This window comes from Enterococcus sp. AZ067, from assembly GCF_051715005.1.
Taxonomy (GTDB): domain Bacteria; phylum Bacillota; class Bacilli; order Lactobacillales; family Enterococcaceae; genus Enterococcus_D; species Enterococcus_D casseliflavus.
The window spans coordinates 1,295,895-1,315,297 of record NZ_JBIOSY010000001.1; the positions used below are offsets into that span (position 1 = coordinate 1,295,895).

Annotated in this window: 18 protein-coding genes and 1 pseudogene; 13 read left to right on the plus strand and 6 right to left on the minus strand. The window is 44.7% G+C overall.

Annotated features, from left to right (window positions below; all coding sequences use genetic code 11):
- Nucleotides 1–26: 26 nt before the first annotated feature.
- The 5 genes and pseudogenes from IGI82_RS06135 (at nucleotide 27) to IGI82_RS06155 (ending at nucleotide 4,682) form a co-directional block, all read left to right on the plus strand.
- Nucleotides 27–902 carry a carbohydrate ABC transporter permease gene (locus IGI82_RS06135; RefSeq protein ID WP_010747841.1) on the plus strand — a complete coding sequence of 292 codons (876 nt, stop codon included), beginning with the start codon at nucleotides 27–29 and terminating at the stop codon, nucleotides 900–902.
- Between the two features lie 2 nt (nucleotides 903–904).
- Nucleotides 905–1,720, plus strand: a pseudogene (locus IGI82_RS06140) (carbohydrate ABC transporter permease); the annotation flags it as partial.
- A gap of 40 nt (nucleotides 1,721–1,760) precedes the next feature.
- A complete protein-coding gene (locus tag IGI82_RS06145; RefSeq protein WP_438841886.1) occupies nucleotides 1,761–3,953 on the plus strand; it encodes an alpha-galactosidase in 2,193 nt (730 codons plus the stop codon).
- 190 nt (nucleotides 3,954–4,143) lie between these two features.
- Nucleotides 4,144–4,422: a (4Fe-4S)-binding protein gene (locus tag IGI82_RS06150; protein WP_167823029.1), complete on the plus strand. Its 279-nt coding sequence runs from the start codon at nucleotides 4,144–4,146 to the stop codon at nucleotides 4,420–4,422.
- Complete coding sequence (locus IGI82_RS06155) at nucleotides 4,410–4,682, plus strand: GNAT family N-acetyltransferase (RefSeq protein WP_438841887.1); 273 nt, start codon at nucleotides 4,410–4,412, stop codon at nucleotides 4,680–4,682. The genes IGI82_RS06150 and IGI82_RS06155 overlap by 13 nt, the downstream gene beginning before the upstream one ends.
- A 67-nt stretch (nucleotides 4,683–4,749) precedes the next feature.
- Here the strand turns inward: IGI82_RS06155 and IGI82_RS06160 are convergent, their stop codons facing one another.
- The 5 genes from IGI82_RS06160 to IGI82_RS06180 form a co-directional block, all read right to left on the minus strand.
- A complete protein-coding gene (locus tag IGI82_RS06160; protein ID WP_115232141.1) occupies nucleotides 4,750–6,504 on the minus strand; it encodes an ABC transporter ATP-binding protein in 1,755 nt (584 codons plus the stop codon).
- On the minus strand, nucleotides 6,501–8,231 hold the full coding sequence (locus IGI82_RS06165) for an ABC transporter ATP-binding protein (RefSeq protein WP_010747847.1): 1,731 nt from the start codon (nucleotides 8,229–8,231) through the stop codon (nucleotides 6,501–6,503). Before IGI82_RS06165 ends, IGI82_RS06160 begins: the two co-directional genes overlap by 4 nt.
- Before the next feature lie 15 nt (nucleotides 8,232–8,246).
- Nucleotides 8,247–8,786 (minus strand): GNAT family N-acetyltransferase, encoded by a 540-nt coding sequence (locus IGI82_RS06170; RefSeq protein WP_373192885.1) that lies wholly within the window; start codon nucleotides 8,784–8,786, stop codon nucleotides 8,247–8,249.
- A 150-nt stretch (nucleotides 8,787–8,936) separates the two neighbouring features.
- Nucleotides 8,937–9,296, minus strand: coding sequence for a hypothetical protein (locus tag IGI82_RS06175; protein ID WP_015509366.1), 360 nt, complete (start codon nucleotides 9,294–9,296; stop codon nucleotides 8,937–8,939).
- Nucleotides 9,297–9,366: 70 nt separating this feature from the next.
- Nucleotides 9,367–10,299 carry a helix-turn-helix transcriptional regulator gene (locus tag IGI82_RS06180; protein ID WP_438841888.1) on the minus strand — a complete coding sequence of 311 codons (933 nt, stop codon included), beginning with the start codon at nucleotides 10,297–10,299 and terminating at the stop codon, nucleotides 9,367–9,369.
- A gap of 77 nt (nucleotides 10,300–10,376) precedes the next feature.
- Here IGI82_RS06180 and IGI82_RS06185 point away from each other — a divergent pair, with 77 nt between their 5' ends.
- The 8 genes from IGI82_RS06185 to IGI82_RS06220 all read left to right on the plus strand — a co-directional run bounded on the left by IGI82_RS06185 (nucleotide 10,377) and on the right by IGI82_RS06220 (nucleotide 18,629).
- Nucleotides 10,377–10,841 carry a VOC family protein gene (locus tag IGI82_RS06185; protein WP_438841889.1) on the plus strand — a complete coding sequence of 155 codons (465 nt, stop codon included), beginning with the start codon at nucleotides 10,377–10,379 and terminating at the stop codon, nucleotides 10,839–10,841.
- Between the two features lie 193 nt (nucleotides 10,842–11,034).
- A complete protein-coding gene (locus IGI82_RS06190; RefSeq protein WP_438841890.1) occupies nucleotides 11,035–12,174 on the plus strand; it encodes an LCP family protein in 1,140 nt (379 codons plus the stop codon).
- Between the two features lie 177 nt (nucleotides 12,175–12,351).
- Complete coding sequence (locus tag IGI82_RS06195; protein WP_438841891.1) at nucleotides 12,352–13,266, plus strand: cation diffusion facilitator family transporter; 915 nt, start codon at nucleotides 12,352–12,354, stop codon at nucleotides 13,264–13,266.
- 765 nt (nucleotides 13,267–14,031) lie between these two features.
- Complete coding sequence (locus tag IGI82_RS06200) at nucleotides 14,032–16,698, plus strand: cation-translocating P-type ATPase (RefSeq protein WP_438841892.1); 2,667 nt, start codon at nucleotides 14,032–14,034, stop codon at nucleotides 16,696–16,698.
- 209 nt (nucleotides 16,699–16,907) lie between these two features.
- A complete protein-coding gene (locus IGI82_RS06205; RefSeq protein ID WP_034857624.1) occupies nucleotides 16,908–17,315 on the plus strand; it encodes a MarR family winged helix-turn-helix transcriptional regulator in 408 nt (135 codons plus the stop codon).
- Nucleotides 17,316–17,329: 14 nt separating this feature from the next.
- Nucleotides 17,330–17,965, plus strand: coding sequence for a nitroreductase family protein (locus IGI82_RS06210; protein WP_008378805.1), 636 nt, complete (start codon nucleotides 17,330–17,332; stop codon nucleotides 17,963–17,965).
- 14 nt (nucleotides 17,966–17,979) lie between these two features.
- A complete protein-coding gene (locus IGI82_RS06215) occupies nucleotides 17,980–18,267 on the plus strand; it encodes a putative quinol monooxygenase (RefSeq protein WP_016608137.1) in 288 nt (95 codons plus the stop codon).
- Between the two features lie 2 nt (nucleotides 18,268–18,269).
- On the plus strand, nucleotides 18,270–18,629 hold the full coding sequence (locus IGI82_RS06220) for a DUF1304 domain-containing protein (protein WP_005234953.1): 360 nt from the start codon (nucleotides 18,270–18,272) through the stop codon (nucleotides 18,627–18,629).
- Between the two features lie 132 nt (nucleotides 18,630–18,761).
- Here the strand turns inward: IGI82_RS06220 and IGI82_RS06225 are convergent, their stop codons facing one another.
- Nucleotides 18,762–19,364 (minus strand): ECF transporter S component, encoded by a 603-nt coding sequence (locus tag IGI82_RS06225; RefSeq protein ID WP_438841893.1) that lies wholly within the window; start codon nucleotides 19,362–19,364, stop codon nucleotides 18,762–18,764.
- Nucleotides 19,365–19,403 lie beyond the last annotated feature (39 nt).

The window sequence follows — 19,403 nt, forward strand, 5'->3', positions numbered from 1 at the left end:
AGTTTCTGTGTTAAGGGGGAATTACAATGAAAAACAAAACAAAAAATTGGTTTGCAAACGGCAATGCCTTTATTACCTTACCCGTCATTTTGATCACGATGCTGGTCTTTATTCCGATGGTCTCGGCATTGTTCACGTCATTCCAATCAGGACCACCGACAGCGATGACCTTTAACGGTCTTGGCAACTATCAGCGGATGTTGAGCGACTCAACCTTTAAAAAAGCCTTTGGCAATACGTTTTTATACTTATTAGTCCAAGTTCCGATCATGCTCTTTTTGGCGCTGATCGTATCGAACATATTGAATGACAAAAAATTGAAATTTAAAGGGCTGTTCCGCACCGCCTTATTTTTACCCTGTATCACATCCTTGGTTTCTTATTCCTTGATCATGAAAAGTCTCTTTTCGGCAAATGGGTTAGTCAATAACTTTTTGACGCAACTACACCTGATTGATGCACCGATCCAATGGTTGACGGATCCCTTCTGGGCAAAAGTACTGATCATTTTTGCCATCACGTGGCGTTGGACTGGCTACAATATGATCTTTTTCATCTCAGGCATGCAAAATATCGATCCAAGTATTTACGAAGCGGCAGAGATCGATGGTGCCACGAAATGGGATCAATTCTTCAAAATCACGATTCCCAACTTGCGTCCAATCATCTTATTTACCACGATCACCTCAACGATCGGTACGCTGCAATTATTCGATGAAGTTCAAAATATCACTGGCGGTGGACCAGCCAATGCCACGACGACCTTGTCGCAATATATCTACAATTTGAGTTACAAATTCACGCCAAACTTTGGGTACGCCGCTGCGGTCTCCTTTGTTATCGTGATTGCGATCGTGATTTTATCGATCATCCAAACGAAAATAGGAGGAAAAGAAAATTGAAAACAATCTCACTCACTTTAAAATACGTCTTTCTGGCGATTTTGGCTTTCATCTCTATTTTTCCATTTGTTTGGATGATTCTAGGGATGACCAATCAAACCTTTGATATCGTTGCTGGAAAAATCATGATTGGCGATCAATTGGTGATCAACTTCCAAAATCTCTTTTCTTCTGATTTGAATTTTACTCGGGCATTAGGCAATTCCGCAGTGATTGCCGTGATTACGACCGTCTTTGCGCTGTTGTTCTCCTCCATGGCAGGGTATGGCTTTGAGATCTATCGGACGAAAACCAAAGACCGCATCTTTAATATTCTCCTGCTGTCGATGATGGTGCCTTTTGCCGCGCTAATGATCCCGCTCTATCGGATGTTCAGCAAACTTAGCGGCACACCGATCGGGATCAATACCTTCGCTGTCGTGATTTTGCCCTCAGTCTGTACCGCCTTTTTGATTTTCTTTTTCCGCCAAAACATCAAGGCATTCCCTAGAGAATTAGTCGAAGCTGCTCGGATCGATGGCTTGAATGAACTGAGTATTTTCTTTAGAGTCTACATGCCTACGGCTAAAAATACCTACGCAGCTGCCGCGATCATTACGTTTATGGGCAGCTGGAACAATTATTTATGGCCATTAGTTGCCCTGCAATCACCAGACAAACGGACCGTTCCACTGGTTCTTTCAGCAATGGGTGCTTCTTATACACCTGACTATGGCATGATGATGTGCGGCATCGTGATCGCCACACTGCCGACGGCCATCATTTTCTTCGTTTTACAAAAACAATTTGTCCAAGGGATGCTGGGCTCCGTGAAATAAGCGGGACATCAGCAAACAAATACAAAGTAGAGGGTACGATATGATTCTTTTTGACAAACAATTAAACGTCTTTCATTTAAGCAACGATCAAATCAGCTATCTCTTACAGATAGAGGAAGGGGGCAATGTGGCGCACCTTTATTTTGGGAAGAAAATCGCCCATTATTCTGGTGGCTATCGCTACCCACGCCTTGATCGGTCCTTTTCACCTAATCCCCCAGACAGTAGCGATCGGCTTTTCTCATTAGACACCTTGATGCTGGAGTTTCCTGGTAATGGCTTCGGGGACTTTCGAGAAGCTGCCTATACGATTCGCCAGTCTGACGGCAGCCGAGTCAGCCATTTTGTCTTTAGTGATTACCAGATTCAACAAGGCAAACCATCCTTAGCAGGATTGCCTCAGACCCATGGGGCCGACGACGGCATCGAAACACTGATTCTGTCCTTAAAAGATGATGTGGCGGGACTCGAACTGCAGCTGTTTTACACGATTTTTGAGGAGGCGGCAGTGATCGTCCGCTCAAGCAAAGTGATCAACCACGGAAACCAGCCTGTTACCATCGAACAGCTGGCGAGTCAATCCCTGGATTTTCCTAACCGTCCCTTTGATTTGATCCACTTGCCAGGGGCGTGGGCGAAGGAACGTCAAGTGACCCGAGAACCCATCCATCGCGGCATCAAGCGTTTAGACAGCAAGCGGGGTTCCAGCAGCCATCAGCAAAATCCCTTTGCCGTCTTGCTGGAACCTAATGCTACGGAGTTTGCTGGGGAGTGTTTTGGTTTTAGCTTGCTATATAGCGGCAATCATGAAACCATCATCGAAAAAGATCCTTACCAACAAACTCGTGTGATCATGGGGATCAACAGCCATCAATTTGCCTGGCAATTGCCGCCAACTGAAAGCTTTCAAGCCCCAGAAGCCGTGATTGCTTATAGTGAGACTGGCTTGAATCAGCTGTCAGCCACCTATCATGATTTTTATGACGAGCATTTGATTCGGGGTAAATACAAAAAGCAAGAACGGCCGATCCTGATCAATAACTGGGAAGCAACGTACTTTGATTTCAATGAAGAAAAGCTAGATGCCCTCGTTGATGAAGCCAAGGAGCTGGGAATCGAACTGTTTGTTTTGGATGACGGCTGGTTTGGTCAGCGAGAAGATGACCAAACCTCATTAGGCGATTGGTTTGAAAACGAAGGCAAGCTGGCTTCTGGCTTGGCAGGATTTGCCCAAAAAGTCCATGACAAAGGGCTGCAATTCGGGCTTTGGCTGGAACCAGAAATGATTTCTGGTGACAGTGAACTAAACCGACAGCACCCTGATTGGCTGTTACAAGTACCCAATCGCAAGCCAGCGCTTAGCCGCAGTCAGTATGTGTTGGACTTTTCTCGGCAAGATGTCAGAGACCATCTCTATCACCAGTTAACCCAACTGTTTGATACGGTTGCCATCGACTATATCAAATGGGACATGAACCGCAGTCTGTCGGATGTCTATTCCTTGCTCCTCGATCCTGCCCAGCAAGGGGAGGTTGCACATCGCTATCTGCTGGGCTTGTATGAATTTCTGGAAAAACTGACCACTGCCTATCCAACGATCCTGTTTGAAGGCTGTTCTGGTGGCGGTGGGCGCTTTGATGCTGGCTTCTTGTATTATATGCCGCAGATTTGGACCAGCGACAACACCGACGCCATCGCCCGCCTGAAGATCCAATACGGAACCAGTCTGGTCTATCCGCCATCCACCATGGGTGCCCATGTCTCAGCGATCCCGAACCATCAGACCCAACGGGCAACGGATCTAGCGATTCGCGGCAATGCTGCGATGTCTGGCTTACTGGGCTATGAGCTTGACTTGACACAGCTGACACAAAAGGAAAAAGCGCAGATCAAAGAACAAATCGCTTTTTATAAAAAACATCGGCGCCTGCTGCAGTTGGGCCGCTTTGTTCGCCTGCTCAGCCCTTATGAAGGCAATGACGCCGCCTGGCTGTATGTTTCCCCAGATAAAAAAGAAGCGATCGTCTTTTACTTCCGAGTCTTAGCCGAAGCCTCTGCACCATTGGTTACTTTAAAACTGGCTGGCTTAGATCCTGACCTTACCTATCAAAGTGGGGGAGAGACCTTCGGTGGCGATGAATTGATGCAACTCGGGTTATATATCGATCCTCATTTAGCCGGGGATTATGCCACGCAGCGGTTTCATTTTGTTGCAAAAGTGCCCCACGAATGAAAAAAACGTCCCGTCAAAACATGCTGTTTTGACGGGACGCTTTATTGTGCTGCCGCAAGCTTTTGGTTAATGATCGGCAACTGAGAGGCTATTTTAGAACAAATGATTTATTTTTTTCTCGAGAAGTCGTATGATGAAGGAGGAGGCAGGCAGTTTGCTTCTGACAATCAGTAAGAGGAGGGTGTTCAAAATGGACGAACAGCCACTAGCGAATGAAACAGAAGAAGGGTTGATTGCTGCAGGATATCGGAAGTATCGTGGCGAAGCGATCGATATTTATTACAACAAAGAGATCTGCACTCACAGCGGCAACTGTGTGCGGGGCAATCCCGCTATTTTTGAAGTTGGACGGCGACCATGGGTGATTCCTGATAACGGGGAAGCAGCGCAAGCGGCACAAGTGATCCACACTTGCCCCAGCGGTGCATTAAAGTACATATTAAAGGAGGAAGAACCATGGAAATCTTAGAAGAAAACACTCGATTTGTGTTAAAAGACGGCGACAAAGAAATCGGTGAAATGACCTGGTCGGAAGCGGGCGAAACACGCTTGATCATTGACCATACCTTTGTCGATCCCGCTTATCGGGGCCAAGGTCTGGCCGAAAAATTAGTGGCAAAAGGGGTGGAAAAAGCCCGCAAAGAACAAAAGGAAATCATTCCTTTGTGTCCCTTTGCCAAAAAAGAATTTGAACGCAAACCAGAATATGCCGATGTTTGGAACCAATAAATAAAAAAAGACCCCCGTCAGCTCAAGCAGGTACCTTTGAGCTGATGGGGGTTTGTGGTGTGGCTGATCAATGTTGGAATTGAGCATGGTACAGGCGATAGTAATAGCCTTGTTCTGCCAGTAATTCTTCATGGGTTCCTTGCTCCACGATTTGACCGGCATCCATCACCAGGATCTTGTCTGCTGCTCGAATCGTTGATAAGCGATGGGCGATCACAAAGCTGGTTTTGCCTTCCATCATTTTCAAGAAAGCATCTTGGATTTTTTTCTCAGTCAGAGTATCAACCGAACTGGTTGCTTCATCCAAAATCAGCATGGGTGGGTTGCTGATCATCGTGCGGGCGATCGTCAAGAGCTGCCGTTGCCCGTCAGAGATCTTGATCCCTTGATGACCGATCGGTGTATCTAGTGTTTCTGGTAGGCGCATCACATACTCATACATATAGGCATGCTTTAAGGCCTCGTAGATTTCTTCATCTGTGGCAGTGTCATTGCCGTATTGCAGGTTTTCTCGTAAAGAGGCATCAAAGAGCCACGTATCCTGCAAGACCATTCCGAAGCTTTGCCGTAATTCTTCTCGTTTCAACTGACGAATATCGGTGCCATCGATCTTGATTGCCCCTTTATCGACATCATAGAAACGCATCAATAAATTGACCAACGTCGATTTACCAGCACCAGTTTTTCCGACGATCGCGACGGTTTCTCCAGGTTTTGCGGTAAAAGTGAAATCTTCAATCAATTTTTGACCAGGATCATAAGCAAAAGAAACCTCCTCAAAGGCAATCTCGCCTTTGATCTCACCCAGTGATTGAGATTCTTGGTCATCGGCTGTTTCTGGCTCTTGATCCAATAGCTCAAAGGTTCTTGAAAGTCCAGCTAATGCCGTTTGGATCTGGGTGGTAATTCCCGACAATTCAATGAATGGTTTCGAAAACTGACTGGAGTAGATCGTAAAGCTGGAGATCACCCCAACCGTGACGGCACCTGAACCAGAAAAGTAAAGCAAACCGCCGACAAAGCCGACTGACAGATACGCTAAGTGATCGACGAATCGTGAAAGGGGGTTGGTCAAAGAAGAAGAAAACTGTGCTTTTTGCCCCCGAACATTCAATTCTTGGTTGATCGTTTCAAAACGGTTTTGGTTGATGGTTTCTCGATCAAAGGCTTTGACGATTTTTTGATTGCCGATCATTTCCGTAACAAAGCCAGAAATTTCGCCGACGATTTCTTGTTGGCGAGCAAAATGCGATTGAGACGTTCGTGCCACGATCCAGTTGACCAAAAAGATGATCGGGGTCGAAACCAATACGACCAACGTTAAGGGCACACTCATTTGCAGCATGACGACTAAGGCGATCAAGACGACCGAAATACCAGAGAACAACTGGTTAAAGACTGCAGCGACGGCAATGGAAATATTGTCCATGTCGTTGGTAAAGCGACTGACGATGTTGCCGTGGGAGTTTTGGTCATAATAGCGCAACGGCAATGTATTGAGATGGGCAAAGCCTTTTTTACGTAAGTCAGCGACGGATAAATACGCCACGCGGTTGCCTAGTCGCTGGATCAACCATTGACTGACCACAGTCACTAAAACCACTCCGGCAAACAAAAGCAAAATACGATAGAGGGCGCTGAACTGCACTTGATCGGCACCTATCAGCTGATCGACGGCTTGACCGATCTGATACGTCATATAAACCGAGGAAACACCAGCAGCGATCCCGAGGACAACTGCTGCCCAAGTTTCCTTCGCGTAGGCAGTCAAATAAGGGAGGTAGCGACGAAAGGCCGACCAATCGAATGATTTCTTTTTCATGCTTCTTCCTCCTCTGCCTGTGATGCCACGATTTCTTGGTATTCTTTTGACGTTGCCAGTAGCTCTTCATGGGTCCCTTTGCCTACCAAATTCCCTTGGTCTAAGACTAAGATCTGCTGCGCATCTTGGATGGAGCGAACCCGTTGGGAGATGATGATGACCGTACCACGAATGCTTTCTTTTAAAGCCATCCGCAAATCAAGATCGGTTTGATAGTCAAGGGCACTTAGAGAATCATCCAAAATCAAGATATCTGGTTTAGCAATCAATGCTCTGGCAATCGTTAACCGTTGTTTTTGTCCCCCAGAAAAGTTCTTGCCCCCTTCAAAAATCGGGGTATCCAATTGCTGCGGCAAGGCTTCAACGAAGTCGCGGCTTTGAGCGATTTCTAGTGCACGCCAGCACTCTTCATCGGTGGCATCTTTTTTGCCCCATTGCAAGTTTTCTCGAATCGTTCCCGTAAACAGCACGGCGGTTTGAGGCACCATGGCGATTTTTTGGCGTAATTGCTGTAAAGGCCATTTCCGCACATCGTGTCCGTCAACGATCACTTTGCCATCAGCCACATCGTAGAAGCGGGGGATCAATTGGGTCAAGGCAGATTTCCCACTCCCGGTTGGTCCAGTGATACCTAAAATAGACCCCGGTGCGACTTGGAAATCAATGTTTTTCAAGGCTAATCCGTATTCTTTTGAAAAGCGGAAATCAACGTGCTCAAAGCGAATCGCTCCCACATTGTTTTTCGGCTGATCCATAAAGACTTCTGAAAGTTCATCGCCGATCGACGGCTCAGTGGCTAACACTTCGTTGATCCGTGAACCTGATGCTGCCGCACGGGTAAAGATGATCACTAAGTTGGAAACCACGATCAACGCTAAGAGCATTTGATTCATGTAATTGACCAGTGCCAATACTTGTCCTTGCTGCAAATTGCCAATATTGACCTTGAATCCACCGATATAAAACAACGCGATAATGCCGACATTCATGATCAAGGTGGTGGCAGGCGTCAATAAAGCAGACAGGTTTGTCACCCGTAAATAGACATCACTTAAATCATCAGTTGCCTTATCAAAGCGTTTCGTTTCCGTTTTTGTGCGGGCAAAAGCACGAATCACCCGAATCCCGCTTAAATTTTGACTCACTAGTTCGTTCAATTCGTCGAGATGAATTTGAACTTTCTTATATAATGGCACGGTTTTGGCGATGATCCAGAATAAGACGATACAAAAGAGCGGTAAGACGAGTAGGAAAATCAAGCCAGCTTGCCAATCAATGACAAAGGCCATAATCACCGAACCGATACTTAAAAAGGGCGCCCGGACCACCAGCCGAATCAGCATTGCCAAAGCAATCTGCATCTGATTGATGTCGTTGGTCATTCGGGTGATCAAGGTATCCGTCCCGAATAAGTTTAGTTCGCTATGGGAAAGGGTGTTGATTTTTTTCATCAAGCGATTGCGTAATTCCGTCCCGAAGCCTTGAGAAGCGACGGAAGCATAATACTGACAGATGACGGCACAGATCATGCCTACCACGGACATCACGATCATCCAGATCGTCATTTCAACGACTTTCGACCAATTGTTTTGCCGTAGCCCCTCATCGACTAGAGCGGCCATCTGCAAAGGCAGGACCAATTCAAACACCGCTTCTAAAAATTTGAAAAACGGACCAAGAATAATCTGTTTGCGATAATCCTTGGCATAGCGTAACAAGCTAATCATAAAAAACCTCCTAAATTATTTCGGATGAGCAGGATGTTCACTGGCCAAACAGGCAAAAACCAAACTATCGGTCCATTCCCCCTTGTTCCACCAGTCTTGGATAAAATGTGCTTCTTGGCGTAATCCAATGCGTTGGCAAAGCTTAGCTGAGGCCTGATTGCGGGCGTCTAGCGTCGCTTGGACCCGATGGATCTTCTGACTGGCAAACAACCAGCCCAACAATTCATTCAATGCTTCTTGAGCAAACCCTTGTCCGCCAAATGACGGATGGAAGGCATAGCCGATTTCAACGGAAGACGGCTGACCAGTAGACCACACCGACAAATCGCCGATGACCGTTTGATCGTGTAGTACTGCCAAAGAAAGACCTGCTTGGTCCGCCAAGGTGTGCTGTTGGCATTTTTTGGCAAAAGCCGCAGCTGCCGTTTCTGTCTGCCAAGGCTCATGAAGTAAGAATCGGCAGACTTCCGCTTGCTGATAAATAGCAAAGGTATCGGCAAAATCACTTTCTTGAAACGGACGAAGCAGTAAACGTTCACTTGCAATAAAACCCATAACAGCCTCCAATTCTTTAGGGACATCTTACCATAGAACGAAATAGCCGAAAACATCCCCTGAAAAATCTATTCATTTTCTTGCAAAAAAAATGTAAATCACTTGAAAAGTCTTTTCCTAGGAAAACGAACCTTGCCAGTTGCTGCTCATTTACCACGACTGCCAGCGGGCAAGAAAGGTTTTTTGCCAATCTCCCAAGGGCAAGATCACTCGCTGCATTTGAAAACGGTAGGTTTCCCCTTTATAAGTAAAGCGAATCGGGACGAGCATCCCTACAACAGGATCTTTGTGCTGTTTTTTCAGCTCAGCAAGCGGTATGCTTTTGTGCTGCACGACTTTTGTCGAGAAAAGATTCAACGCCAAAATCGTCAATTGCTGATCATCTAGAACGAGCAGGCTACGGCTGGTGATGGCGTTGAAGGACTGCCATTTTGCATAGCCGATGGCAGCCCCTTCTGTCCTATAGGGGGCAGCCAATGCTTGGAAGGTTTTTTTATTTAAAAGAAACATAGGTAGAAAACTCCTTATCAATTAGAATCAGTTTCGGCGCAAGCAATCAATAATCAATGCAGGAAAGCGGTCAGTCCGTTGCAAACGGCTGCAGCATTTGCCGAACTTTTTCAGTATACGTTTGTCTGAGGACTAACGGGTGGATTTCTTTAATGGTTGGACCAAATTGCAAGAGAAAATCAGCCAGAAAACCCAGCTCATTGTCGGCAATGTGCCCCTCTAAGCAAAGCTCGCTAGAATTTTCCACCACTGCCATGTCAGGATATTTTTCTTGCCACAAGCGTTCCTTTGCCGATAGATCAAAGCGGATGTGATAGTCCAGTGTTTGTGTCAACACTTGTTGCTGCAGCTGTTTTTCAGCTAACTGCTGCAAGGTATAGCCTGTTTTTTCAGTCGGAGCAAGTCCCTGCATTGCATCACAGCGATAGCGGCGAAAAGCCTGCTTTTGACAGTCATAGGCCAAACAGTACCAGTAGCCAGCACGAAAATCCAGCTGATAGGGTTGTACGGTCTTGTTCGTTTTTTGATAACGCTGATAGGTAAATTGGATGACCTGTTCTTGTACGATCGCTGAAAAAAGTGCTGAAAGGATCGGCGCACTCGTCAATTGAGGAACCCCTTGAAACGAAACCGCCGTCTCCATTTTTTCTAACCACTCGGTGTCTCCTTGATAAAAAGACTGCAACAGTTTTCGCCGTAGCCCTTGGTAGCTCCGATCAAAAGGAGAATCGGTTAATTTTTGTAAGAGCTGCAAAGCAAAGAAAAGGGTATACCGTTCATTTTTGTCAAAGTACAAGGGGGTCAGTTGATTTTTCAAAATCTGATAGCCGCCATAACGACCGGTTTCTACCACGAGAGGCAAGCCCAGCTCTTCCAATGATTGGACATCACGGACGGCTGTACGTTTTGAGATTGCGAAGGTTTCCATCAAATCGGCTAGATGAAATGTGGTTTTTCCTTGTAAATACAATAGTTCCTGTGTTAAGCGTTCTGATTTTTTCATTTCTTTCTCCAATGGTGCCAAGTTTTGGCAATATTCACAGTTACACTTATGGTAACAAGAAAAGGAGGAACCAACAAATGATCGAACCAAAAATCGCTTTGTTTTTAACGTTAGACGGCAAAGCCCAAGAAGCCATTCAATTTTATCAAGAAACTCTAGACGCAACCCTCTTATTTGCCATCACCAACCAGGAATATCGTGAGAGACTTGATCCAACGCTGGAGATTCTTGCGGGACAAGAACAGTATCTTTCTCACTCCATCCTACAGATCGGAGATTTCCAGTTGCAGCTGGCAGACAATCCACTAGTTGAAGGAGAGACGATTCAGCGAGGCAATCACTTGTCACTGAGTTTGACGTTAGCGGAGAGCCAAATAGCTCAGAAGCTTTATCAACGATTGATGCAACAAGGCAGTCAGACGATCCAAGCACCAAGTGAGAATGCTTTTGCGTTTTTTTATGCAAGTGTTCGCGATCCATTTGGTGTAATTATTCAGCTGACTGTCGAAAAAGAAGTTGATCCCTCCAAAAAGGGTGAATGAAAAAACTCGTTTTTTAATAAAATATCCATAGAAGTTGACTATTTATCCAAGTTTCTTTCAATCCCAGAATTATTTTTAAGGAATGTTTAAAGGACTTCACAGAAAAAGAATAAAACTTCTTAAAAAAATAGGCGGATCGTAAAAATTCTGGTACAATCGGGGAGAGCAATTCAGGAGAAATGAAGGAGGCACTATGGATAGAAAGACGAGATATAAACAGCAAAGAGCCCACAAAGCGCGCAACAAACGCGTGATTATTGGAGGAATCTTTCTTTTCGCCATTGCAGGCATCGTTTTATTTGCCGGCTATACGTATTATGCAGCAAAAAATTCAGTGGATAAAATGTTTAAAGAATCCGCTGTAATCAGTTCCAATAAAAGTAAAGAAGACAACTCATTGAAAGCTTCTGATGTTAATTCAAAGTTTGGGATCTTGCTGATGGGTGTCGATAATGACGCGGAACGTGAAAAGACAGAACATTTGGACAGTGCCCGTACCGACAGTTTGATTTACATGGTGTACGATGGCGAAAACAAGAAAATCGATATGGTCAGTCTCCCTCGAGACATTTGGACCAACATTTATGATGGAACAGGAACCGGGACGATTGCTGCTACCGCCAAGATCAATAGTGCATTCACAATTGGTGAGGAAGACGCAACGATTGAAACAGTCCAAAACTACCTGCAATTGCCAATTGACTATTACGTAAACATCAATTTTACCAGTTTTGAGAAAATCATCGATGCCATCGGAGGGATCACTGTTGATGTGCCTTACGACATCAACAAGAAATATACTTCAGACAACACGGGAGAAACATTGATTCCAGAAGGTCGTCAATTGCTGAACGGTGAACAAGCCTTGATTTTTGCCCGTATCCGGAAAATGGATACCGATGTGGATCGAGGAAATCGTCAGCAAGAAGTTATTGAAGCAGCGATCCATCAAGCTTTGAAAATCAATAATGTCACCAAGTACCAAGAAATTTTAGACTCAGTCAGCGAAGACGTGAATACAAACTTCAAGTTTGAAGACTTAGTATCTTTAGCAGGCAATATGTTGTCTGGATTCGATATTCAAAAACATACCTTTGAATGGTACGATGGGGAATCTTATGATGGACAATCGATCGTATATATTCAAGATTATTCTTATAATGAAATTCGTAATGATATGTTGAAAGCATTAGGTCAAGCACCCGCAGATACACAAGCAGATGCGAATACAGAAGCCCAAACCGGCGTAGGTACCGATACAGGAACCGAAACCGGTGCAGGAACTGGCGACGGATACGGCTCGGAAGTCGTTGATGACGGAACCGGCTACTAATCAAGAGAAAAAAGTCAGGAGCGATCCTGACTTTTTTTGTGCCCTCAGTCCTTTTTAAACCCCAGTGAAGACAAGGTCAGACCCGCAAGCCACTTTCGTTTTCATCTAGGAAGTGCAGTGCTATGCTTAAGAAAAGAGACAGCTTGTTACAGCGAGTCCAACACCGAAGGAGGAACCATGATGGAAAAACAGCAAGAGCAAAAAGCCCGTAGAATCGTTTTGCTGACCCATGTCTTAGGGTTGATCATGAAAGCCATCGGCTACTTCTTTAGCGGCAGTGCAGTCTTGATGAATGAAAGTATCCATAGTCTGATCGATTGCATCAATCAAGGACTTCTAGCCATCGGTGAAAACCGAGCACAGCGAGGACGCAGTGAACTGCATCAGTTTGGTGAAGGACGAGCGACCTATTTTTTTAGTACTGTAGTTGCCATGACAGTTTTTTTAGGTGGTGGGATTTTAGCGGTTGTTGAAGCCAGCCGTGATCTGCTAGACCCCACCCACGAAGTGGAGCAGATCCAGCTGGTGGCAGCAATCTTATTTGTCAGTTTGTTTATTGAAGTGACTGCAGTTCAAGATGGTTGGCAAGAAGTCAAAGAACAAAATAAACAAAAACAACCCCTCGTCCGTTTTTTGAAAGAAAGCCGGGATTCTGATCTGCTTTTAGGCTTCACGGAAAATTTGTTTGCCTTAGGTAGTGTGACGATCGCCATCGCAGGAATCTTATTGACCGCATTGACGGACAATCCAGTATTTGATTCCCTCGGCGGCATTTTAGGTGGATTGTTGCTGATTGCTGCTGCTGTCTTTTTAGCCAAAGAATTTTATAGCCTCTTGATTGGTGAGGGCGCCTCTGCTTCTGATTTAATGGCGATCAAACAAATTTTAGCCGATCCTGCCATCATTCAAATCAAAGATTTGCGAACCCTCCATCTAAGTCCAGAAGAACTTTTGATCGTCGCCGACCTTACCTTGAAGCTAGGACCCGAAGAACCAAGCGTATTTATCGATACCATCGAACAGCGGATCAAACAGGCTTTGCCTGATCTGCGAGTCTATTGCTACATCGAGAGTGAGGAAGTTCCCTCTTAAATTAGAATAGATACGAAGTATTCCTCGGTTGGTGATTTATCATTCAAACGAGGAATGCTTTTTTGGGGTATTGGCGTGCTTGTTTTATATGAACACTATGGATCATGACTAGTTTTGATTCAACCTTTTCAGACGATCAGCAAGGAGAATGTCAGCGAGAGGTCGCAATTCAATTGTTTTTTTAGCAATAAACACTTTTTTTGTTCAAAAGTTTGTTGTTTTTTGTTAAAATAAAGTAAGGACAGCAAGCGTTCTCTTTTTAAAGTTATTTTTTTGCTAGAGTTGTAACATTGTAAATCACAACATAGCAAAAGCTTAGATTATTAAGAAAACACCGAAACGAGTACCTGTTTGGCATTACTGACATGCTGCCCAATCGTCACCAAAAGCAGTGGTGCTAATTTTGTTACGACTGTTTTTTTACACCACTTGTGAAGCAAAATCCTTTGCGAACATCTTCATCCATGATAGGTTAGAAGTAGTCCGGATGGTTTTTTCACAAAGTACGTACATAGAAAGATCACTTGCGACGATTAAAAGCAGCTGCTTCATTGCTCGCAAAATGATCGATGCTCAACACACATACCTTTTCCCTCAGCCAGTCAACCTACGCTTGCTTTTCTTATTGGTTATATTCCCTTCATTCAGCGATCGCCTGAATCGATTCAAATCAAAAAATGACTGTGCAAGGTATCTGTACCGATTTATCCCTTCAGAAACGTGGAAACCCTCGGCAAGAAGTTTACAATTAAAAGGAGGAATTTGATGGAAAAATTTTACCAGCAAAAGACTGAAGAGACCTTGAAACATTTTGAAAGTGACCGCAAGCAAGGCCTAAGAGGGAATGAAGCCGACAAACGCTTAGAAAAATACGGAGAAAACACGATCCAGCAACAAGAATCCCTTTCTGTATGGGAATTGCTGTGGCATAACTTGAACAACTTGATTGTTTATCTCTTGCTAGCAGCTGCGTTACTCTCTTTTGCGATGGGGGAAACGGTTGAAGGAATTGCAGTATTGATTGCCGTGGTGATTGCTGTAATGACAGGTTTCATTACAGAATTACGAGCACAAAAATCAATTGATTCACTTCAAAGCATGATTTACACTACCGCAAAAGTGATTCGTGATGGAGAAGTAATGGAGATCGAGTCGGCAAAGATCGTTCCAGGCGATATTCTCGTTTTGGAAGAAGGGGATGCTATTGCCGCAGATGCCCGCTTACTTGAAACGAGCAACTTTTCCTGCATCGAATCAGCGCTGACCGGTGAGTCAGAAGCTGTTGAAAAAGATGCACGAGAAACTTATGAAGAAGATGTTCCATTAGGCGATCGCCGCAATGTCGTTTTCGCAGGAACTGCGGCAACTCGGGGAAATGCCTATGCTGTAGTGACAGAAACCGGTATGAAGACCGAGGTCGGAAAAATCAGTGACATGCTGACGGGTGACAAAAAGCATCAAACGCCGTTAGATATCGAATTGGACAAGCTAGGAAAAGCAATCATTATTGCCGCGCTTTTTGCTGCGGTGGCAGTTTTGATCGCTGGGATCTTGACGAATCAACCATTTGTCGAAATGATCCATATCTCGATTATTTTGGCGGTCGCAGCGATACCTGAGGCAATGCCAGCCGTTTCGACGATCACATTGTCCCGAGGCATGCGGACAATGGCCGAGCACAAAGCACTGGTCAAATCGTTATCAGCTGTTGAGACCCTGGGCGCCACCAGTATCATTGCCAGTGACAAAACGGGGACGCTGACAGAAAACCAAATGACGGTTGCTGAGATCATTTTAGGTTCAGGAGAAATGTTCAAAGTGACAGGAAATGGGTATGAACCCAACGGAAAATTTTACAAGGCAGACTCGGAGGATGAAACCGAGATCGATGCGGCCCATCATGATGCGCTGCAAGGAATGATCGAAAACGGTGCTTTATGTACCACCGCTACTTTACGTGAAAACGAAGGGCAATACGAGATCCTCGGTGATCCAACAGATGGGGCGTTCGTCGTTTTAGGTCAAAAAATCGGCATCGATCGCCAAAAAGAGCAGGACAGCGGGCTGAAGAAAATCGCAGAAATGCCCTTTGATTCCGACAACAAATACATGGTGACCGTGTATGAAGGAAAACAACGGACATTGATCATCAAAGGGGCACCAGATGTCTTGATTGATTTAGCCGATGCTGATGCCCAAGAAAAAGAACAGCTTCATGAATACAATGACACGTTAGCCAGTCATGGGCAGCGGGTGATCGCTGTCGGTTGCATCAAGGATTATCAAGGTGGAACGGACGAAGCAGAGCTGAAAGCAGCACTGCAGAAAATCAAGATCCAAGGCTTTGCGGGCATCGTCGACCCGCCGCGAACAGATGTCAAAGAAGCAGTGAAGGTTGCCCAAGAAGCGGGGATCCGAGTGAAAATGATCACGGGGGACCATCCGAAGACGGCATCCATGATCGCCAAAGAAATTGGCTTAAAAGACCATGAAAAAACCATGACGGGTCGTGAGATCGATGAATTGGCAGGGCAAGAAGGCTTTAACGAAAAAATCGAAGAAGTCGCTGTCTTTGCTCGAGTTTCACCAAAAAATAAATTACAGCTTGTGGAAGCGTTGCGTGAAGAAGGCGATATCGTTTCAATGACTGGCGATGGGGTCAACGATGCGCCAGCACTTAACGGCGCCGATATCGGGATCGCCATGGGGATTCGTGGGACAGAAGTAGCCAAAGAATCTTCCGATATGATTTTGACGGATGACCGTTTTGGAACGATCGTCGATGCTATCAAAGAAGGACGCATCATTTTTGACAACATCAAAAAATATGTTTCCTTCCTGTTCTCTTGTAATATGGTTGAGATCGTGACAATCTTTCTAAGTGTCATTTTCTTGATGCCCATGCCGATCCAACCGCTGCATATCCTTTTCTTGAATCTAGTCATCGATATTGCTCCAGCCATGGCATTAGCCTTTGAACCAGCTGAAGACGACATTATGAAGCGCCAGCCCCGCACAAAAGCGGATGGCCTCGTTAACAAGCGTTTCTTAGGACGCATCATTTTAAGTGGGGTCGTGATTGGTTTGGTGGCGTTTGGCTTCTTCAACTTCCTGATGCTGACGGATCACGAGTTGCTTTATGCACAAACAGCAACCTTTACCTTTATGGCAGTGGCGCAATTAATGCATATTTTCAACGTTCGTAAGAGCAGCGGCTTTGGTTTAGACAAAACCCTCTTGAAAAACAAACCATTGATGGGGGCATTGCTCCTTTCCGTCGGCTTACAGCTTTCAGCGGTCTATGTACCGTTTATGAATGAGCTATTGGATACGATGCCGATTGAAGCTGGCACGTGGGGCATTATCTTCGCTGCTGCAGCGATCTCTACACTGATCGTGATGGGCTTGAAGAAACTCTTCCAATTAAAATAAAATATATTCTACCGTATTTTCTCAAAACTGGAGTCACGAAGACCCGCAGCCTGATGGTGTACCTTTATCAAAGAATTTCTGTTTCGATTCTTGATGAGGTTCGCCTAGCTGCGGGTCTTTTTTGCTTACTCTTTACAAGCAAAAGAAAATGATTTATAATTGACTAGTCAACAGTTGACAAGTCAATGATGAAAGGAGCGGTTTATGCAATGAATTTACGTGAGCTAAGCGGATTGCTGTATCGGATGAAAATCGTGAATCAAGAATTAACGGCGATCTTTGAAAAAGAGACTGGCTTTAGTCTGACCCGTTATCAGTTGCTGCAGTTTTTGAATGAGCAAGGACGCTGTACCCAAAATCAAGTACAGAATGAATTGAAGATTGATAGTGCAGCGGTCACTCGGCATTTGAAGATTCTCGAAGAAAAACAATTTGTGACACGGGAACGAAACAAAGACAATAACCGCGAGATTTTTGTTTCTTTGACACCGAAAGCACAAGCCGATTTGGCTAGTTGTGCTTCAAAGCATGCCAGCTCTGAGGAGTCGTTAGGCATCAATTTGACCGAAAAAGAAGAAGCACAGCTTCTAACATTACTTATGAAATTAGTTCCATGAAAGAAGGCAAACCCATGACAGAATATAGCAATAACAATTTTTCAGAGATCACCTTTGGCCGAAAATCGGTTCGTGTCTATGATGAAACCTACAAAATCCCCCATGAAGAAATGTTGACCATGATCCAAGAGTCAACTACAGCACCTTCCTCAGTCAATATGCAGCCTTGGCGCTTTGTCGTTGTGGAAAGCGATGAGCAAAAAGCAAAATTGAAACCGTTGATTCGTTTCAACGTCCGTCAAAATGATACCTCTTCTGCAATGGTCTTGATTTTTGGTGATATGCTTTGTCATGAACTAGGAGAAGAAATTTATAACAAAGCAGTAGCAGAAGGCAAAATGCCAGCAGAAGTACGTGACCAACAATTAGCAGCGATCATTCCTCATTACGAAAATCTTACAAAAGAACAAATGAATGATGTGGTGAAGATCGACGCTAGTTTAGCTGCCATGCAATTTATGTTAGTTGCGCGGGCGCATGGCTATGAAACCAACCCAATCGGCGGCTTTGAAGCAGATCAATTAGCCGAAGCTTTTGGCTTAGACAAAGAGCGTTATGTTCCTGTCATGATCCTTTCAGTCGGAAAAGCCAAAGAATTAGGCTATGAATCCGTTCGGTTAGACGCAGAACAAATTACGACATTTCTATAAGAGGAGGGAAAACGATGGAAATCATTAATGCAACGTTTTACATCAAAGAAGAAAAGCGGGCAGATTTTTTAGCCGCTGTTACGCCATTATTAGCATCGGCGAGAGCTGAGGAAGGCTGCCACGGCTATCATCTCTATGAATCATTGGAAGAGAACAATCGGTTTGTCATGGTCGAAAAATGGGCGAATCAAGAAGCGATCACCGCTCACAATCAAAACCCGCTGCTGCAACAATTATTCCAACAAATGCCTGACTTTGCAGCCAAACCGAGCGAGATCGTTGTCGCTCATCAAGGAGAATAAAGATGACGATTTTATCGACGATTTTGATTGTACTGGTTGCCTTAGAATTTTTCTATATTCTCTATTTAGAAACATTTGCCACTACGTCCAAAGCAACAGCGCGGATCTTCAACGTGACGAAAGCAGAACTTGAACGACCGATCGTTGTGACCTTGTTCAAAAACCAAGGGGTTTACAATGGGCTGATCGGTTTGGGGTTACTATATAGTATTACCTTTGCTTCAGCGCCATTGGAAATCAGTCGCTTGCTGTTGATCTACATTATCTTAGTAGCTGCATATGGCAGTGTGACTAGCGACAAGAAAATTATTTTGACCCAAGGCGGTCTAGCGATCCTTGCCTTGCTATCCACCTTTTTTTAACCAATAAAGGAAGAAGTCCCCCGATCGAAGAAAGCATTTCTATACAATAGAAGCTTTCTTCGATCGGGGGCTTTTAATGTTTGGGCAAAGAGTACTCAGAACGTGAAAAAAATGATAGGATAAGAGAAGGGACTAACGATTTTCTGGACGTAAACTGGTTGCCGCAAATAAGGCTTTTACTAGAATAGGTGTTAAGATCGCAGCTGTGATCACCTCAGAGATTCCATTCGTTATAGCAATTCCACCGAGGGTCACGAATAAAGCCGAAGCATCGACACCATAGGTAGTGGCAACTAAGCCAGTATATAAGGTTCCCATTAGGGTTAAGACCAAAACTGTATTGGTGATGGTCCCAAAGATTGCTGCAACAATCGAAGCAGCGACGACTTTTTTGGTCTTTTTGTAAATGATCGTAAACAAGAGACCAGCCACTAAGCCAACCAACACACGGGGAACCACCGAGATGATTGGGTTGGTGAAAACGGCAATGTCCAAGGGCGTTGTCGGAGAAGTAAACGCACGGATCATGGTAAAAACACCCCAGACTAAGCCGATGAACATCCCGTCTTTTGTCCCTAAAACGATGGCAGCGACGATCACCGTGATATGGATGATCGTTAAACTAGTGATACCGATCGGAATAAATCCAAGGAAAGGTACCATCGTCTGTAAAATAATAATAGCAGTCAAAATGGCACGAATGACAAGGCGATAGGTTTTGCTTTTTGTATTCATTGTAAAAACTCCTTTTTTATAATGACACTCGTGTCATTT

Excerpts from the sequence above, each read along its gene's own strand:
- IGI82_RS06135 (WP_010747841.1), top strand. The coding sequence starts at position 27 with ATGAAAAACAAAACAAAAAATTGGTTTGCAAACGGCAATGCCTTTATT.
- IGI82_RS06145 (WP_438841886.1), top strand. The coding sequence starts at position 1,761 with ATGATTCTTTTTGACAAACAATTAAACGTCTTTCATTTAAGCAACGAT.
- IGI82_RS06150 (WP_167823029.1), top strand. The coding sequence starts at position 4,144 with ATGGACGAACAGCCACTAGCGAATGAAACAGAAGAAGGGTTGATTGCT.
- IGI82_RS06155 (WP_438841887.1), top strand. The coding sequence starts at position 4,410 with ATGGAAATCTTAGAAGAAAACACTCGATTTGTGTTAAAAGACGGCGAC.
- IGI82_RS06160 (WP_115232141.1), bottom strand. The coding sequence starts at position 6,504 with ATGAAAAAGAAATCATTCGATTGGTCGGCCTTTCGTCGCTACCTCCCT.
- IGI82_RS06165 (WP_010747847.1), bottom strand. The coding sequence starts at position 8,231 with ATGATTAGCTTGTTACGCTATGCCAAGGATTATCGCAAACAGATTATT.
- IGI82_RS06170 (WP_373192885.1), bottom strand. The coding sequence starts at position 8,786 with ATGGGTTTTATTGCAAGTGAACGTTTACTGCTTCGTCCGTTTCAAGAA.
- IGI82_RS06175 (WP_015509366.1), bottom strand. The coding sequence starts at position 9,296 with ATGTTTCTTTTAAATAAAAAAACCTTCCAAGCATTGGCTGCCCCCTAT.
- IGI82_RS06180 (WP_438841888.1), bottom strand. The coding sequence starts at position 10,299 with ATGAAAAAATCAGAACGCTTAACACAGGAACTATTGTATTTACAAGGA.
- IGI82_RS06185 (WP_438841889.1), top strand. The coding sequence starts at position 10,377 with ATGATCGAACCAAAAATCGCTTTGTTTTTAACGTTAGACGGCAAAGCC.
- IGI82_RS06190 (WP_438841890.1), top strand. The coding sequence starts at position 11,035 with ATGGATAGAAAGACGAGATATAAACAGCAAAGAGCCCACAAAGCGCGC.
- IGI82_RS06195 (WP_438841891.1), top strand. The coding sequence starts at position 12,352 with ATGATGGAAAAACAGCAAGAGCAAAAAGCCCGTAGAATCGTTTTGCTG.
- IGI82_RS06200 (WP_438841892.1), top strand. The coding sequence starts at position 14,032 with ATGGAAAAATTTTACCAGCAAAAGACTGAAGAGACCTTGAAACATTTT.
- IGI82_RS06205 (WP_034857624.1), top strand. The coding sequence starts at position 16,908 with ATGAATTTACGTGAGCTAAGCGGATTGCTGTATCGGATGAAAATCGTG.
- IGI82_RS06210 (WP_008378805.1), top strand. The coding sequence starts at position 17,330 with ATGACAGAATATAGCAATAACAATTTTTCAGAGATCACCTTTGGCCGA.
- IGI82_RS06215 (WP_016608137.1), top strand. The coding sequence starts at position 17,980 with ATGGAAATCATTAATGCAACGTTTTACATCAAAGAAGAAAAGCGGGCA.
- IGI82_RS06220 (WP_005234953.1), top strand. The coding sequence starts at position 18,270 with ATGACGATTTTATCGACGATTTTGATTGTACTGGTTGCCTTAGAATTT.
- IGI82_RS06225 (WP_438841893.1), bottom strand. The coding sequence starts at position 19,364 with ATGAATACAAAAAGCAAAACCTATCGCCTTGTCATTCGTGCCATTTTG.